Source organism: Actinomadura madurae (assembly GCF_900115095.1).
Lineage (GTDB): Bacteria > Actinomycetota > Actinomycetes > Streptosporangiales > Streptosporangiaceae > Spirillospora > Spirillospora madurae.
This window is the reverse complement of record NZ_FOVH01000001.1, coordinates 1,048,857-1,062,652: the sequence shown is the minus strand read 5'-3', so window position 1 is coordinate 1,062,652 and position 13,796 is coordinate 1,048,857. Positions and strand designations below refer to the sequence as shown.

16 protein-coding genes are annotated in these 13,796 nt (G+C 71.8%); 6 read left to right on the top strand and 10 right to left on the bottom strand.

Annotated features, from left to right (window positions below; genetic code table 11):
* Positions 1–27: 27 nt before the first annotated feature.
* The 3 genes from BM339_RS05050 to BM339_RS05040 form a co-directional block, all read right to left on the bottom strand.
* On the bottom strand, positions 28–1,242 hold the full coding sequence (locus BM339_RS05050) for a hypothetical protein (RefSeq protein WP_021596028.1): 1,215 nt from the start codon (positions 1,240–1,242) through the stop codon (positions 28–30).
* Positions 1,232–1,750 (bottom strand): SigE family RNA polymerase sigma factor, encoded by a 519-nt coding sequence (locus BM339_RS05045; RefSeq protein ID WP_021596027.1) that lies wholly within the window; start codon positions 1,748–1,750, stop codon positions 1,232–1,234. The genes BM339_RS05050 and BM339_RS05045 overlap by 11 nt, the downstream gene beginning before the upstream one ends.
* A 71-nt stretch (positions 1,751–1,821) precedes the next feature.
* Positions 1,822–2,415 (bottom strand): class I SAM-dependent methyltransferase, encoded by a 594-nt coding sequence (locus tag BM339_RS05040; protein WP_021596026.1) that lies wholly within the window; start codon positions 2,413–2,415, stop codon positions 1,822–1,824.
* 70 nt (positions 2,416–2,485) lie between these two features.
* Here BM339_RS05040 and BM339_RS05035 point away from each other — a divergent pair, with 70 nt between their 5' ends.
* Entirely contained in the window at positions 2,486–3,247 is a 762-nt protein-coding gene (locus tag BM339_RS05035; RefSeq protein WP_075020012.1) for an FkbM family methyltransferase, read from the top strand.
* Positions 3,248–3,252: 5 nt separating this feature from the next.
* On the opposite strand, the gene BM339_RS05030 is transcribed toward BM339_RS05035, so the two are convergent.
* The 3 genes from BM339_RS05030 to BM339_RS05020 all read right to left on the bottom strand — a co-directional run bounded on the left by BM339_RS05030 (position 3,253) and on the right by BM339_RS05020 (position 5,852).
* Positions 3,253–4,170, bottom strand: a complete 918-nt coding sequence (locus BM339_RS05030) for an LLM class flavin-dependent oxidoreductase (protein ID WP_075020011.1) — start codon at positions 4,168–4,170, stop codon at positions 3,253–3,255.
* Between the two features lie 11 nt (positions 4,171–4,181).
* Positions 4,182–5,282 carry an NAD(P)/FAD-dependent oxidoreductase gene (locus tag BM339_RS05025; RefSeq protein WP_075020010.1) on the bottom strand — a complete coding sequence of 367 codons (1,101 nt, stop codon included), beginning with the start codon at positions 5,280–5,282 and terminating at the stop codon, positions 4,182–4,184.
* Between the two features lie 93 nt (positions 5,283–5,375).
* Positions 5,376–5,852 (bottom strand): MarR family winged helix-turn-helix transcriptional regulator, encoded by a 477-nt coding sequence (locus tag BM339_RS05020; protein WP_021596022.1) that lies wholly within the window; start codon positions 5,850–5,852, stop codon positions 5,376–5,378.
* 208 nt (positions 5,853–6,060) lie between these two features.
* Between BM339_RS05020 and BM339_RS05015 the strand changes: the two genes are divergently transcribed.
* The 4 genes from BM339_RS05015 (at position 6,061) to BM339_RS05000 (ending at position 9,021) form a co-directional block, all read left to right on the top strand.
* Positions 6,061–6,474 (top strand): DUF4260 family protein, encoded by a 414-nt coding sequence (locus BM339_RS05015; protein WP_075020009.1) that lies wholly within the window; start codon positions 6,061–6,063, stop codon positions 6,472–6,474.
* A gap of 17 nt (positions 6,475–6,491) precedes the next feature.
* The gene (locus BM339_RS05010; protein WP_075020008.1) at positions 6,492–6,824 is read left to right on the top strand and encodes a TfoX/Sxy family protein; all 333 of its coding nucleotides are present in this window, start codon (positions 6,492–6,494) and stop codon (positions 6,822–6,824) included.
* Positions 6,825–7,037: 213 nt separating this feature from the next.
* Positions 7,038–8,288, top strand: a complete 1,251-nt coding sequence (locus tag BM339_RS05005; protein ID WP_075020155.1) for a serine hydrolase domain-containing protein — start codon at positions 7,038–7,040, stop codon at positions 8,286–8,288.
* Between the two features lie 106 nt (positions 8,289–8,394).
* On the top strand, positions 8,395–9,021 hold the full coding sequence (locus tag BM339_RS05000) for a VanZ family protein (RefSeq protein ID WP_218163563.1): 627 nt from the start codon (positions 8,395–8,397) through the stop codon (positions 9,019–9,021).
* On the opposite strand, the gene BM339_RS04995 is transcribed toward BM339_RS05000, so the two are convergent.
* From BM339_RS04995 to BM339_RS04985, 3 genes are read right to left on the bottom strand one after another with little or no spacing between them, the layout of a single operon-like run.
* Entirely contained in the window at positions 8,990–9,241 is a 252-nt protein-coding gene (locus BM339_RS04995; protein ID WP_218163577.1) for a DUF397 domain-containing protein, read from the bottom strand. The two genes, BM339_RS05000 and BM339_RS04995, sit on opposite strands and share 32 nt — an antisense overlap.
* Before the next feature lie 47 nt (positions 9,242–9,288).
* On the bottom strand, positions 9,289–9,564 hold the full coding sequence (locus BM339_RS04990) for a DUF397 domain-containing protein (RefSeq protein WP_075020006.1): 276 nt from the start codon (positions 9,562–9,564) through the stop codon (positions 9,289–9,291).
* The gene (locus BM339_RS04985; protein WP_075020005.1) at positions 9,561–10,409 is read right to left on the bottom strand and encodes a helix-turn-helix domain-containing protein; all 849 of its coding nucleotides are present in this window, start codon (positions 10,407–10,409) and stop codon (positions 9,561–9,563) included. The genes BM339_RS04990 and BM339_RS04985 overlap by 4 nt, the downstream gene beginning before the upstream one ends.
* Before the next feature lie 186 nt (positions 10,410–10,595).
* Between BM339_RS04985 and BM339_RS04980 the strand changes: the two genes are divergently transcribed.
* Positions 10,596–10,991 carry an ATP-binding protein gene (locus tag BM339_RS04980; RefSeq protein ID WP_083597251.1) on the top strand — a complete coding sequence of 132 codons (396 nt, stop codon included), beginning with the start codon at positions 10,596–10,598 and terminating at the stop codon, positions 10,989–10,991.
* Positions 10,992–11,003: 12 nt separating this feature from the next.
* Here BM339_RS04980 and BM339_RS04975 read toward each other — a convergent pair whose 3' ends face one another.
* A complete protein-coding gene (locus tag BM339_RS04975) occupies positions 11,004–13,691 on the bottom strand; it encodes an ATP-binding protein (protein WP_075020004.1) in 2,688 nt (895 codons plus the stop codon).
* Positions 13,692–13,796: the final 105 nt, after the last annotated feature.

The following is a 13,796-nucleotide window of genomic DNA, read 5'->3' as shown; positions in this document are numbered from 1 at the left end:
GAGGCCCGGCGCCCGCCGGCCGCGCCCTCAGCGGATCTTGGAGAAGTCGATCACCTTCGTCTCCTGGTCGCCGATGACGAAGGCCATCGTCTGGCCGATCCGGAAGTTGCTGAAGCCCTTGCCGATCTCGGCGTCGAGCAGCTTTCCGCTCCGCAGGTCGTAGAGGGTCATGCTCGAGGACATCATCCCAGGGGCCCGGTAGAGGACGAACCGGTCGCCGATCACGTTCTGGTCGATGAGGTGCTCCGTGAGCAGCAGCCGCCCGGCCTTCCCGTCCCTGCGTTGGACCGCGTTCTGCATGGGCTTACCGTGGTAGCCGGTGTCCGTCGGCCTGCCGAGGCACCAGGTCACCCCGCACGACCACGAGCCCTTGAACGGCGCGAGGACGGCCTTGCGCCGCTCCCCCGTCCGCACGTTCCACAGGTCCCGGTAGCGGATGCTCCCGGCCTTGTCCGCGACCGTACCCGGCAAGCCGAGCCAGGGCCAGGAGACGACCCGGAACCCCGTGCTGCCCGCGATCTTCGCGGCCGGTCCGCCCGCCAGGGGCACCCGGTACACGCCCTGATCGGTCTCCCAAATCACGGTCCCGTCCTCGATGAACAGGCCGGACGTCGGCGACCCCGCCTCAGCGATCTTGCGCGCCGGGCCGCCCGCCAGCGGGGCGGTCCAGATCTCCGTCACCGTGCGGCCGCCGGTCCTGCGGGCCAGGCCCCAGGCCACCTGGTCGTCTCCCACGGCGAAGGCCGCGTCATAGGACTTCGGCCCCTTCGGAGGGACGATCCGGGTGATGACGTCCGCCTTGCCGGTCTTGAGGTCGTACGCCCACACCCGGTCGATGATCCCGGACGCCGAGGTGGTCGTCCCGATCAGCCGGTGGCCGTCCAGCAGCGTGAGCGGGTCCAGCGGACGCCCGTTGGGCAGTCTCCGCGGCACCGTGCGCACGGCGTCCGGCCACCGGTCGCTCACCTTCACGGGCGGGCCGAGTTCGGCGGCGGTCACCGGCCTCAGCTTCCCGGGCCCGGCGGCGGGCGGCGGATCGTCACCGGAGCGCAGCGCCGCGCCCGCCGCGCTCGTCCCGGCGAGGACCGCCGCGACGGCGAGCGCGGTCGCCGAGACCCGGCGGCGCGCCCTCCTGCGATGCCCCGCCTCCACCTGGTCCAGCAGTCCCGGCGGGACCTTCGGCGCCTCGTCCGCCGCGGTCGCCAGGGTGCCGCGCAGCGCCCGGCTGAAATCATCGGCCATGGTGTCCTCCCGGCGTCGGCGCGGCGGCTGGACGCCAGTCCGCGCGAAGCTTGTCGAGTGCACGGGCGGCCTGGCTGCGGACCGTCCCGCGCGATATGCCGAGCGTCCCGGCGATCTCCTCGTCGGACAGGTCCTCGTAGTAGCGCAGCACCAGCACCGCGCGCTGCCGCGGCGGCAGGAGGGTGAGCGACTCCCATAGCCGCGGGTCGTGCTCGGCCCTGTCCAGGCCCGGGTCGTCGTAGCGCCGCTCGGGGACGCGGCCGACCAGCTGCTCGCGTCTTCTCCGCCGCCAGGCGCTGATGTGCTGCCGCGCCATGATCTTCCGGACGTAGCCTTCGGGGTCGCTCTTGTTCGCGACCCGGCCCCACGCGCCGCGCAACCTGATCAGCCCTTCCTGCAAGAGGTCCGCCGCGTCATGGGCGTTGCCGGTGAGCACATAGCCGTAACGCAGCAAGGCCTGGGCACGGGTCGCCACGAATTCCTCGTATGTCACGCCGTCGTCGTCCACGAAGCCGTCCCTTCCATCACTCCGAGGACGCCCGGCCCTCCCGATCTGTTGCACGGCCGGGCGGATCGGGGTCAGGTGCGGCAGGCGGTGAACGTGGTGAGGTCGGAGAGGTCGCGGCGGGTGACGATGGCGAAGCGGCGGCGCAGTTCGCGCTCGACGCGGTCGAGCTGGTCGTCCGGCAGGGCGAGGCGGCGGGCGAGCCTGGACGACCCCTTGCCGCCGTGCTCGGCGATCACGACACGTCCTCCGGGGCGCGTGACGCGGCGGAGCTCGTCCAGTCCGGCCTCAAGGCAGGGCCAGATCCCGACGTTGTTGACCGAGACGACGCAGTCGAACTCGGCGTCGCCGAAGCCGGTGTCGGCGGCGGTGCCGAGGCGCAGGTCCGCCCGCGGCGCGTGTTTCAGGGCCATCCTCCGCATCTGCGGGGACGGGTCCACGCCGCACACCCGCCCGGTGGCGGTGCGAGCCAGGCGGCGCGTCAACGCTCCCGGCCCGTACCCGACCTCCAGGACGTCCTCTCCCGGCCGGACGTCGAGCAGGGCGGCCACCTCGTCCTGCCTGTTCATCCGGAACATGACGCGTCCGGCGAGGTGCCCGCGCAGCCCGCTCGGCAGGACGAAGGGCGATCGGGTGGCCTTGCCCGTCGTCCACGGTCTCGGTTCCACACCCGGGGTGTTCCCCGGCGTGGAGCCCGGAATCCGTCCCGGACGAGGCCGCGCGCGGTAGGGTCGGCGAATGCTGCTGCGCGCGTACGGGATCGCCCGGTCGCTGGTCATGTACTACGGCATTCCAGGGAAGCACCGGCGCGCGAAGCGCCTCTACGGTGAGTTTCTCGGTGCCGGCGACGTCGCATTCGACGTCGGCGCGCACGTGGGCGGGCGCGTGCGCGTGTGGCGCGGCCTGGGGGCGCGCGTGATCGCGGTGGAACCGCAGCCCGACTGCCTGCGCGTCCTGCGGCTGTTCTTCGGCCGTGACCAGGAGGTCACCATCGTGCCGGGGGCCGTCGGGGCCAAGCCGGGGCGGGCGCAGCTCGCGATGTCGACGGCCACGCCGACGGTCTCGTCCATGTCGCCCGGCTGGATCACGTCGGTGACCCGGGACGACAGCTTCGCCCGCGTCCGCTGGGACCGCTCGATCGAGGTCGGGGTGACGACGCTGGACGACCTCATCGCGGCGCACGGCGTCCCGGCCTTCTGCAAGATCGACGTCGAGGGCTTCGAGGCGGACGTGCTGGCGGGCCTCACCCGGCCGCTGCCCGCCCTGTCGTTCGAGTACGTCCCGTCGGCGCACGACGCGTCCATGGAGGCGCTGCGCCTGGTGGAACGGCTCGGCGACTACGTCTACAACTACTCCCCCATCGAGACGATGCGGTTCGCGAGCCCGCGCTGGCTGGAGGCGGGGGAGCTGCGGCGGCAGCTCGAACGGATCCGTCCCCGCGGCCGGTCCGGCGACGTCTACGCCCGCCTCCGGACCGGCGGGGACCGTCCCTCAGCCTGACGCCTTCACTGACCGCTCTCCTTCGCGACCGCCTCGCGCACGGCCGGGACGATCTCCTGCGCCCAGCGCGCGAGGGACACCGGGTCCTGCGTCCCGCCCCCGGGCGAGAACAGGATGAAGCCCGACGCGCCGTGCTCCAGCACCGCCCCGGTCAGCTCCTCGACCCACTGGTCGGCGGACCCGCCGGTCCACCGGCCGTCGCGGTTCCGGGTGGCGGGCCGCGGCAGGTCGGTGATGCGTCCGGGGAGATTGAAGACCGTGCGGACCTCGCCCGGGTCGCGGCCGGCGGCGGCGGCCGCCTCGTCGATGATCGGCCGGGACGTCCGGTAGCGCTCGCTGAGCCAGTCCGCCGCGTGGCCGGGGAGCCAGCCGTCGGCCACCCGCCCGGTCGCGGCCAGGGACTTCGCGCCGACCGACCCCGTCCACACCGGGGGTGCGGGGACCGGGGCGGGCTCGATCTCGTCCACCCGGTAGTGGCGCCCGTGGAAGGTCACCGGCGGTCCGCCGCCCGACAGCTTCCTGACCAGGACGATCGCCTCCTCGAAGGCCTCCACGGCATCCGACGGCGAGAGCTTGGGGACTCCCATGTCGGAGATCCGGTCCCACAGGCCGCCCGCGCCCATGCCGAGGACGACCCGCCCGCCGGACAGCGCCGACAGGGTCGTCACCATCCGCGCGAGCATGGGGGCCGGACGGGTCGGCAGGTTGGTGACGTTGGCGAAGCCCGCCAGGTGCTCCGTGCGCCCGAGGATGAACCCGAGCGAGGCGTAGGTGTCCAGGCGGGTGCCGATGTAGGGGTGGTCCGACAGGGAGAAGACGTCGAGCCCGTCCCGGTCGGCCTGCCGGGCCAGTCGCAGCAGCTCGGGACCGTCGTCGATCCCGCTGTGCGCGCCGAAGCCGAAGATGACGTCGCGTACCGGCATCGCTCCTCCTCTCATTCGGAGCCGGCCGTGCCGAACAGCTCGGCGAAGCGGCCGGTGAACAGGTCGGCGCCCTTGTACTCGACCACCGTCGCGGTCGGGACGACCGACGGGCCGTCGGGCGTGGGCAGCTGGCCGACGCCTCCGCGCGGGCCGAGCGGGAGCAGGATCATGGGGTCGGCCGCCGCCCGGTGGACCGCCGCCGGCCGCTCGCCGCGCAGCTGCGCCGTGATGTTCCGCGCCACGACCTCGGCGTGCTGCATCGCGTACCCGGCCCGCTTGGTCTCGGCCAGGTCGGTGATGTCGCCGACCGCGTAGACGTGGTCGTGCCCGCTGACGTTCAGGTTCTCGGTGACGGGGACGTGGCCCCGCGCCGTCCGGGCCGTGAGCCGGCCGTCGGCGAGGTAGCCGCTGTTGACGTCCACGCCGTGGGCGCGGAACCAGATGTCGGCGGTGATCTCCTCGCCGCCGGCGGTGGTCACGGTGAAGGTCTCGGCCCGGCCGCTCTCGACCGCCGGCGGCGCCGTCAGGGCCGTGCCCAGCCGCAGCCGGACGCCGAGTTCACCGAGCTGGCGGTGCAGGTCCTCGCGCATCGCGTCCTCGAAGCCGGGGAGCACCTCCCCGGCCGGGTCGATGATCGTCACCTGCTTGCCCGGCCACACCTCCTTGATCTCCCCCGCCAGCTCCAGCCCGACCGCCCCGGCACCGGCGATCAGCACCCGGTCGGCGCCGGCCAGCTCCTTGTGCGTGCGGCGCAGGTCGTCCAGAGCCTCGCCGGTCGAATGGGCGGCGGGCTTGGCCGGGTAGGCGTAGCTGGAGCCGGTCGCCAGGACCAGGTAGTCAGCGTCGACCCGCCGCCCGGAGGCCAGCGTGACGCCTCCGGGGTCGGCGGAGACCGCGCGGTCCCGGATCACCGTCCCCCTGGCGAGCAGCCGGTCATAGGGAAAGAACATGTTCCCCGCCCAGTCGGGCCGGGTGAGCGCCCGCAGCGCTCCGGACGCGTTGGCGAACGCGTCCCGTGGATCGATGAGGATGACGTCGGCCTCGGCGTCCAGCGCCTTGGCGACCGCCGCTCCCCCGTAGCCACCGCCGATGACCGCAACCGTACGGCTCATGGTGCACACTCCGAAAGGCAAGGTTGAGTTCGTAGTACGAACCATATTAGTTCGTACTACGAACTGCAACCTTCGGTCTCCGGGAATGCGGTCTCACCGCGTGCGGGCGGCTCCTTCGTCGGGCTCCGCGAACACCACCGGGACCTCGTTGTCCGTCACGACGCGGCCGAGCAGACCGGCGAGCGCGTCACGCTCGGCGTCACTGAACCCCACCGGGAGCTTGTCGATCCGCCGGCAGGTCTCGTCGTAGAACGCGTCCACGAGCTTGGCGCCCTGCGCGGTCAGCGCGACCCGGACGGCGCGCATGTCCTCGGGGTCCGCCTCCCGCCGGACCAGGCCGTTGCGCTCGGTGCGGTCCACCAGGCCGGTGAGGCTCGACTTGGCCAGCCCGAGCATCGCCCCCAGCTCGCTCATCCCGCGCGGCCGCGCCATCAGCACGCACATCAGCTGCCCCTGCTGCGCGGTGATGCCGTACTCCCGCGCCGACTCGGCATAGACGGCGTTCACCAGGAAGGCGCCCCGCACCAGCGCGGAGACGACTCCGATCTGCTCATCATCCTGCTTGCCCACGCGACCAGCATACCCCCGCGACCTTCGAAAATTCGTGCAACGAACTACCTGCCGACCCCTCTCGCCCGGCTCGGGCGACGCTCCGGCGGCACGCCGTGTGCATGGACGCGCGAAACCGCAACACCCCAGAACCTACCGATAGCTTGACAGCTAACTAGATTAGCTTTAGCTTGAAGCTAACGACATTAGCCAACGCCCGGGAGGGCCCATGAGCGCCGTTACCGCTCCCACCAGGTCCACCGCCGTCCGCACCGCGCGCCGCGTCGCGTGGTCCGCCGGCGCCCTCTTCTGGACGGCCTTCGCCGTCCTCGAAGGCGTCAACCACGGCTGGCTCGCCGCGGCCTTCGCCCTCGCCTTCTTCATCGCCCCGGACCTGACCTTCCTCGCGGGCCTGCGGGACGCTCACACCACCGAGCGCGGCCAGCTTCCGGCCCGCGCGGTGCCGTACTACAACGCCGCCCACCGCGTGCTGGTCCCGTTCGCCCTGATGATCGCCTACGCCGTCGGGCCCGTCTTCTGGCCGCCGATCTTCGCGGGCCTGTGCGGCTGGATGGCCCACATCGCGCTCGACCGGGCCCTCGGCTACGGCCTCCGCGGCAAGGATGGCTTCCAGAAGTCCTGACCTGGGAGGATCGGTCCGTGAGCTACGACGAGAAGCTGGCCGAGCGCGTCCGGGACATGCTCCAAGGCCGCCCTGGCATGACGCAGAAGCGAATGTTCGGCGGGATCGCGTGGCTGGTGGACGGCAACATGTCCGTCGTCGTCCGAAGCGAGGGCGACCTGATGGTGCGGGTCGCTCCCGACGACCATGACACGATGCTCGCCGAACCCGGCACCGCCACCATGGTCATGCGCGGCCGCCCGCTCCGCGGCTGGATCACGGTGGCCCCGGACGCCTGCGCCACTCCATCGGCCCTCACCACCTGGGTGGAACGAGGCCTCGCCTACGCCGCGACGCTGCCCGAGAAGTAGCGCCACGCTCCGGCACTGCGCAGATCGTGCCGCCGACCGCGCCCCGGTCACAGGCGGGTCACAGGTCCTGGCTCCGTGCTGTGACCGTCCACCGGATAGAAATCGCGGCGGAAGGTGAGTCCGGATGGGCCACCTTGCGCCGGTTTCTTCGGTTCTGGGAGCTGTGCGTATCGCGGCCCATCACTTTCGTCGATCGAGAGGATGGGTGTGATCATGAGCCCCGATTCGCGTGTTGTCGACCGGCGGCGGCTGCTCGGGTGGGGCGGGCTGGCGGCCGCCGGCGCGGTGGCGGCCGGCGCGTCGCTGGGTGCCGCCCGGCCCGGCCACGCCGACCCCGCCCCGACCGGCGGCGACATCCCGCCGGACACCCGGCCCGGCGGGGCCTACGACCGGTACGTGGCGCGGCTGGCCGCCGAGGACCGGTTCTCCGGCGTGGTGATGCTGTCGCACAAGGGCCGGACGGTGCTGTCCCGCAGCTACGGCATGGCCGACAAGGAGAAGGGGATCCGCAACCACGAGGGCGTCGCGGTCAACCTCTCCTCGGGGATCCAGCCGTTCCTCTCGGTGGCCGTCCTGCAATTGGCGCAGCAAGGCAAGGTCGGCCTGGCGGACACGGTCGGCGCCCACCTGACGGGCTTCGCCAGGGACATCGCCGAGCAGGTGACCCTCCACCATCTGCTCACCACGACCTCCGGTCTCAACGCCCCGGAGCTGGACCTGCAACGCGTCTTCCACAGCAAGGAGGAAGTGCACGAGTTCAACCGGCAGTGGACACGGCAGGCGGAGCTGGCGGCCCCTCCCGGCACGGACAACCAGGCCCACACCAACGGCGCCGGCGCCGGGCTCTCCATCGCCGCGCAGATCGTGGAGGCGGTGACCGGCACCACGTACTGGGATTATGTGCACGAGCACGTCTTCAGGCGCTGCGGCATGACCGGCTCGGCGTTCTACACCAGGCCGCAGTGGCTCACGGACGAGCACATCGCACACTCGTACATGCGGCAGGCCGACGGCAGCCGGGTGGACGCCGTCCGCAACCTGGACAAGGGCAGCATCCACCCGGCCATCCAAGGCAAGAACCCCGGCCGCGCCTTCATCGGCTATGCCACGGACGACGGCTTCGCCACCGCGCCGGACCTCGTCCGGTTCGTGCAGGCGCTCTATGACGGCACCGTGCTGGACAAGCCCTACGCCGACCTGCTGACCGGTGCCAAGTTCCCCCGGGCGGCGGCCGGGAACGGCACCCCACTCCCCCGACCGTCGTTCACGGGGTACACGGGGCCGATCAAGATCATCGCCGGGCAGTGGCTGTTCGGGCGCGGCGGCGGCACCGGCGGCAGCACCGCCAACTGGAACGTCTACCCGGACAGCGGCTGGGTCGGCGTCGTCCTCAGCAACTACGACGACGTGCCGATCCAGGAGATCACCCAGCAGGAGCTGCGGGCCATCACCGGCCAGAGCTGACGAGGGTGAAGGTTGACCCCTTCAGGCAACCGTCGCGTCCGTCCGGACATCGAAGAGATCGTAGGGCCGCGGGTGGATCTCACGGTCGGAGGAAAGCGGAGGCAGCGTGATCATCAGGGACTTACACGGCTTAATCGGCACGATCACCGGCGTGGTGCTCATCACCGTGGCAGCACTGCCGTTGGCCGCGCTGGCGGTGTGGGTCCTGGCACACCGCCGGAGCACCACCGGCCCGCGGGCGCGGGCGTGGAAAACGTCGCTGGCCGATATCGGCATCGTCTACGGGACGCTGCCGTGGGTGTGGATGATCATGTTGCCGGGAGGCCGGGCGGGCGACGTCCCCGGCCGGGTGAGCCTGCTGCCGTTCCACGACCTGTTCACGATGTCGACGACCCAGGTCATCGGCAACCTGCTGGTGTTCGCGGCACTGGGGTTCTTCGTCCCGCTGCGCTTCCCGGCACTGGCGTCGGTGCCACGGATCCTGCTGCTCGGGGCATGCGGCTCCGCCCTGGTCGAGACCGCGCAGTACATCCTGCAACTGGACCGGGTGTCCTCGGTGGACGACATCCTGCTCAACGCCGCGGGCGCCGGTCTGACCGCACTGGCGTCACGCCACTGGTGGCGCACCACGGCCAACGCGTCATCAGACCGACTCCCACCGACCCCGGAGCCACACGAAGGCCCCTCGGACAACGCCGTCGTCAGGACTCCGAGTCGAACACACCGGCCTTAACGTCCGCGAGGAGTGAAGCCCACGCGGACGGCGCGATGGAGAGCATCGGCCCGTCCACATCCTTGGAGTCCCGCAGCGCCACACCACGGCCGGTCATCGCGGCCACCTCAACGCACTCCGATCCACCACCGCCACTGCGGCTGCTCTTGTGCCAAAGTGCGGCGGCTTCGACACACTCCTGCCCTTCGCCGCCGCTGTGGCTGCTCTTACGCCACAGCACGGCGACCTCTACACACTCTCTGACCCTCGCTGCCACGACGGCTGCTGCTAGGACGCCGAGTCGAAGGCACCGGCCTTAACGTCCGCGAGGAGTGAAGCCCACGCGGACGGCGCGATGGAGAGCATCGGCCCGTCCACATCCTTGGAGTCCCGCAGCGCCACACCACGGTCGGTCATCGCGGCCACCTCAACGCACTGCCCCTCGCTGCCGCTGCTGTGGCTGCTCTTACGCCAGAACACGGCCGCTTCGACGCACATCTGCCCTTCGCTACCGCTGTGACTGCTCTTCCGCCACGGGGAGAAGGCGAACTGCCGATTAGTCATGACTCTGACACTAGCCGTTCGATCAACGATCGAGAATCCACAGGAGAAAGTGCGACCGCTCGCAGATGGTCATAGACCACGTCGTGACGACGGATGTCATCCATCCGTTCTAGGTACCAACCACTGGTCAGGTTCTCAACCAGGACCACCGAGAGCTCCCTAGTCGTCAACATGGTGAACGAACCATTGAGTCCTGGATGCGCGCCCGCCGAGAATGGAAGGACCTGGAAGGTCACATTCGGTAGCGCCGATAGTTCGGTTAACTGGCTGAGCTGCACTTTCATCACTTCAGACCCGCCGAGCCGCTGGTAGAGCGCGGCTTCGCTCACGATCGACCAAAAATGGGGCGGGTCGTCGCCGAAGAGGATCCGCTGCCGGTGCATGCGGATCTCCACCAAACCGTCGACGTCAGGCGTCTTGCCTTGGGAGATGCCAGATGAGATGACGGCACGCGCGTACTCGTCGGTCTGCAGGAGCCCGGGGATGAGGTGCAGCTGAAAGTCGTGGATAGACCGTGCCTCAGCTTCGAGGGAGATGTAGTCGAGCATCGAGGGTGAGAGTTTCCCTTCGAAGCGGTGCCACCAGCCCCTTTTTGCAGAGTCTCGGGCGAGCTCGTAGAGGGTCTGGCGCAGGTCGGGGTCGGTGAGTTCGTAGCGGTCGAGCATGTGCTCCAGGGCGGGGCGGCGGATGCCGCGCTTGCCGGTTTCGAGCTTGCTGAGGGAGGACGGGGTGCGGTTGAGCAGGCGGGCCGCCTTCTGGAGGTTGAGGTCGCGGCTCTCCCGCAGCTCGCGCAGCATGGCGCCGAGCTTGCGGCTTCGCATGGTCGGACGCTGCGGGTTGTCCATGGCGTAATCATTACCTGACGTTGAGTGACCATGGGGCGACGTCCGTCAAGTTGGCCAAAGTGACTCAGTCAAAAGTGACTCGGGCCATCGTGCCCGGGGACCTGGGGACGAGACGCGCGAACGTATCGCTCGCCACAGACCGTCCTGCCCACCCTCTTCGGTGACGACGTCCGAGAGGAACGAGCGATGACGGTGCCGACGGTGAGGTTCGACGCGCTTCTGCTGCCGGGCGTGGAGCGGGCGGCTGGGCACGCGCGCCGGTGGCTGAGGGACATCCTGGACGGGCACCCGTGCTTGGACGACGCGTCGCTCTGCCTGAGCGAGCTGGTGACCAATGCCCTGCGGTACACCGACTCGGGGCGCGGCGGTCAGATCCTCGTGGAGGTGAGCCACTCGGACCTGTCCGTTCGCATCGAGGTCGTGGACGACGGCGGCGCCGCGACCGTCCCGCACCTCGCCGGGCCGGGCGAGACGGCGATCGGGGGCCGGGGCCTCCGCATCGTCGCCTTCCTCTCCGGCGGCTGGGGCATCGTCCGGCGCGCGAAGGGCCACTCCGTGTGGTTCGAGATCGGCCGCGGCTGAGGGCCCGACGGCTCAGCGGGCGCTCGGCCGGTTCGAGGGCGAGGGGCTCTCGGTCTGCTCGCGGATCAGGGCGAGGGTGCAGGCCCGTTCGTGGCGGGCACCGATGCGCTCGAATCGCCGGGCCGCGTCCGTGAGCTCGCCGATGTCACGGTGGAGGCGCCCGGAGGCGCGGGTGAGACAGGCGGCGGCCCACGCGTTCTCCGCGGCGGCGTCCGAGGCGGCGGCCAGGCGGCTCGGGGCGTCCGGCAGGCCGGCGGCGACGGCGAGTTCGGCCCCGGCCGCGCGGGCGTAGCCCCGGTACCAGTCCTGGGGCGGGAAGGCGGCGAACGCCTGCTCCACCAGGGCCGGAGCGTCGCGGGACCGCGCGGACCGCAGGGCGGTGCGGGCGTCGACGAACGCCGCGTAGGAGGCCAGGTAGCGGGACCGGGCGTCTCCGGCGATCCGCATCGCGCGGGCGCGCCACAACGGGAGACCGTCCTCGTCGCCGAGCAGCCCGTGGGCCAGGGCGACGGCGGCGACCGAGGGCGCCATCCAGGCGAGCGGGCTCCCGGCGTGTTCGCAGACGTCCCACAGCGTCGCGGCGCGGGACAGTGCCCCGTCGAGGTCGCCCATGAGGACCAGCGCCTGGACGAGGGTGCTCATCGCGACCGGCGACCGGGTGCCGATGAGGTCGTCGGACGCGGCGAGGCCGGCCGCCGACAGCGCCGCGCGCAGGTCGCCGGCCGCGACGGCGCAGGCGGTGGCCATGTGGTAGGTGTCGGTGATCTCCGGGGCGGAGCTCGGGACGTCGCGCGGCATCGCCGGAAGCAGGCCCAGGCGTTCGGTGGCGATCCGGTGCGCCTCCCGGAACCGGCCCGTGGTCAGGGCGGCGATGCCGGACGCGTCCAGCGCGGCCGACAGCAGGACCGGGTCGCCGGTGGTCCGGGCGAAGGCCAGCGCCTCCTCGGCCAGGGAGGGGTCCGGGGTCACCTTCTCGGCGCCGTGGTTCCACGCCCTGGCGGCGGCGACATGCGCGGCCACGATCCGGTCGCGGGCGTTCCCCGCGGCGACGGCCCGGGCCAGCAGGTCCCGCAGGCGCTCGTGGGGGATCTCGGTGTCGAATCCGGACGGGTGCCGCTCGGCGGTCACCACGGCGAACGCGAGGGTGACCGCCTCGCCGTCGCCGTCGCCCGCCCTGCGGGACTGCTCCGCCGACTCCAGGAGGAGATCGAAGGCCCGGCCGGTCTCGATCAGGGCGTGCGCGGCGTCCGCGGCGTCCCGCAGGTCGAGCGCCGCCTCGTCCGGCGCGGGCGCCCGCCGGGCCGCCTCCTGGTAGTGGCCGGGTGCCTCGGCGAGGAACCGGCGTGCGTAGGTGAGATGTCCGAGGGACCGGGCGAGGCGGTGCGGCACGTCCGCACGGCCGGGCGGCGCGTCTGCGAGGGCCGCGCGCAGGTCGGCGGCGACGGCGTCGAAGCGGTCGCGCCAGTCGCCGTCCAGCAGGGCCTCCAACTCGGCGGCGGTGTCGGCGGCCCACCGCAGGTACCGTCTCCGGACGGCCTCATGCGCGGCACCGGCGGCCAGCCGCTCCGCGGCGAACGCGCGGACCGTCTCCAGCATGCGCCACCGGCCCTCCGCGGTGCGGACCACGAGGCTCTTGTCGACCAGCCGTCCGAGCAGGTCCGCGGCCGTCCCCGCCCCGAGGTCCGGGACGAGGGCCCCCACGGCCGCCAGGTCGAACCCGCTGACGAACACCGAGAGGCACTCGAACAGCATCTTCTCGTCGTCGGTCAGCAGGTCGTGGCTCCAGCGGATGACCCCGCGCAGGGACCTGTGCCGCTCCACCGGCCCGCGGCCTCCGGTCAGCAGCCGCAGCACATCGTCCAGTGCCGCCAGCAGTCCGGTCGTCCCGAGGGACGCGGCGCGCGCCGCGGCGAGCTCGATCGCCAGCGGCATCCCGTCCAGCCGGCGACAGATCTCGGCGACGTCGGCGCGGGCGGCGGTGAATCCCGGATCGGCCGCCGCGGCGCGGTCCAGGAACAGCCGTTCGGCGTCGGAGTCCACCGGGAGCGGGCGGACGGGGACGGTCCGCTCGCCCTGCACGCCGATGCGCTCACGGGCGGTGGCCAGGACGGTCACGGTCGGGCATGCCGTGAGCAGCCGCTCGACGAAGCCGGCGGCCGCGTCGAGGAGATGCTCGCAGTTGTCCAGGACCAGCAGCGTCCGGCCCCGGGCGAGGCGGCGGGCGATGATGTCGTCCAATGACCGGCCGGGCCGCTGGGTCACGCCGAGCGCGGACGCCACCGCCTGCGTGACCAGCGCCTCGCCGACCGGCACGAGGTCGACGAAGGCACCGCCGAGCGGGAACGCGGGCGCTGCCGCCTCGGCGGCCACCGCCGCCAGCCGCGTCTTGCCGACCCCGCCGGTGCCGAGGAGGGTCACCAGCCGCTCCTTCTCCAGCAGGGCGAGCACCGTCGCGATCTCCTCGGCACGCCCGAAGAACGCGGTCCGTGCGGCCGGCAGGCCGGCGACGTGCCCCGGCGGAGGCGTGCCGCGCCGCGCCTCCTCCGCCAGCTCCCAGCGGTCGGCCACGCCGTACTTGCGCAGGAGCGAGGAGATGTGGCTCTCGACGGTCCGGACCGAGATGTGGAACCTGCCGGCGATCTGGACGTTCGACAGCCGCTCGGCGAGCGCCGCGAGGACCTCCGCCTCACGTTTCGACACCTGGACCGGACGATGAGGAGTCACCACGCCAGTTTCCCCGACCCCGGAGCCGTGACGGCCCTGCGAGCCACCGCGGTCGTTGCCGGAACCGCAAGTTCTCGTGCC

Excerpts from the sequence above, each read along its gene's own strand:
- BM339_RS04980 (WP_083597251.1), top strand. The coding sequence starts at position 10,596 with ATGACGGTGCCGACGGTGAGGTTCGACGCGCTTCTGCTGCCGGGCGTG.
- BM339_RS05015 (WP_075020009.1), top strand. The coding sequence starts at position 6,061 with ATGAGCGCCGTTACCGCTCCCACCAGGTCCACCGCCGTCCGCACCGCG.
- BM339_RS05025 (WP_075020010.1), bottom strand. The coding sequence starts at position 5,282 with ATGAGCCGTACGGTTGCGGTCATCGGCGGTGGCTACGGGGGAGCGGCG.
- BM339_RS05005 (WP_075020155.1), top strand. The coding sequence starts at position 7,038 with ATGAGCCCCGATTCGCGTGTTGTCGACCGGCGGCGGCTGCTCGGGTGG.
- BM339_RS04985 (WP_075020005.1), bottom strand. The coding sequence starts at position 10,409 with ATGGACAACCCGCAGCGTCCGACCATGCGAAGCCGCAAGCTCGGCGCC.
- BM339_RS04990 (WP_075020006.1), bottom strand. The coding sequence starts at position 9,564 with ATGACTAATCGGCAGTTCGCCTTCTCCCCGTGGCGGAAGAGCAGTCAC.
- BM339_RS05035 (WP_075020012.1), top strand. The coding sequence starts at position 2,486 with ATGCTGCTGCGCGCGTACGGGATCGCCCGGTCGCTGGTCATGTACTAC.
- BM339_RS05030 (WP_075020011.1), bottom strand. The coding sequence starts at position 4,170 with ATGCCGGTACGCGACGTCATCTTCGGCTTCGGCGCGCACAGCGGGATC.
- BM339_RS05050 (WP_021596028.1), bottom strand. The coding sequence starts at position 1,242 with ATGGCCGATGATTTCAGCCGGGCGCTGCGCGGCACCCTGGCGACCGCG.